Origin of the sequence: Pseudomonas sp. PS02288, assembly GCF_029959715.1 — a bacterium.
In the GTDB taxonomy this organism is placed as follows: domain Bacteria; phylum Pseudomonadota; class Gammaproteobacteria; order Pseudomonadales; family Pseudomonadaceae; genus Pseudomonas_O; species Pseudomonas_O kuykendallii.
On record NZ_JASCPA010000139.1, the window covers coordinates 1 to 283 of the forward strand.

General features: G+C 63.3%; 1 protein-coding gene. It reads right to left on the reverse strand.

The features are described 5' to 3' along the window. Window positions 1–283: aldehyde dehydrogenase family protein (locus tag QMX85_RS23400; protein ID WP_282344950.1), on the reverse strand; the 283-nt coding region annotated here is incomplete at both ends.

Here is a 283-nt window from a genome sequence, read left to right on the forward strand (position 1 = left end):
CGTTGGCGATCGCCAGGGCTTCGGCTTCGTCCTTGAAGGTGGTGATGCTCACCACCGGACCGAAGATTTCCTCCTGGAACACGCGCATCTTGTTGTTGCCCTTGAGCAGCGTCGGCTGGATGTAATAACCGCTGGCCAGGTTGCCCTCGAGCTTCTCGACGCCACCGCCGGTGAGCAGCTCGGCGCCTTCCTGACGGGCGATGTCCAGGTAGCTGAGGATCTTGTCGAACTGCTGCTCGGACGCCTGCGCGCCGACCATGGTTTCGGTGTCCAGCGGGTCGCC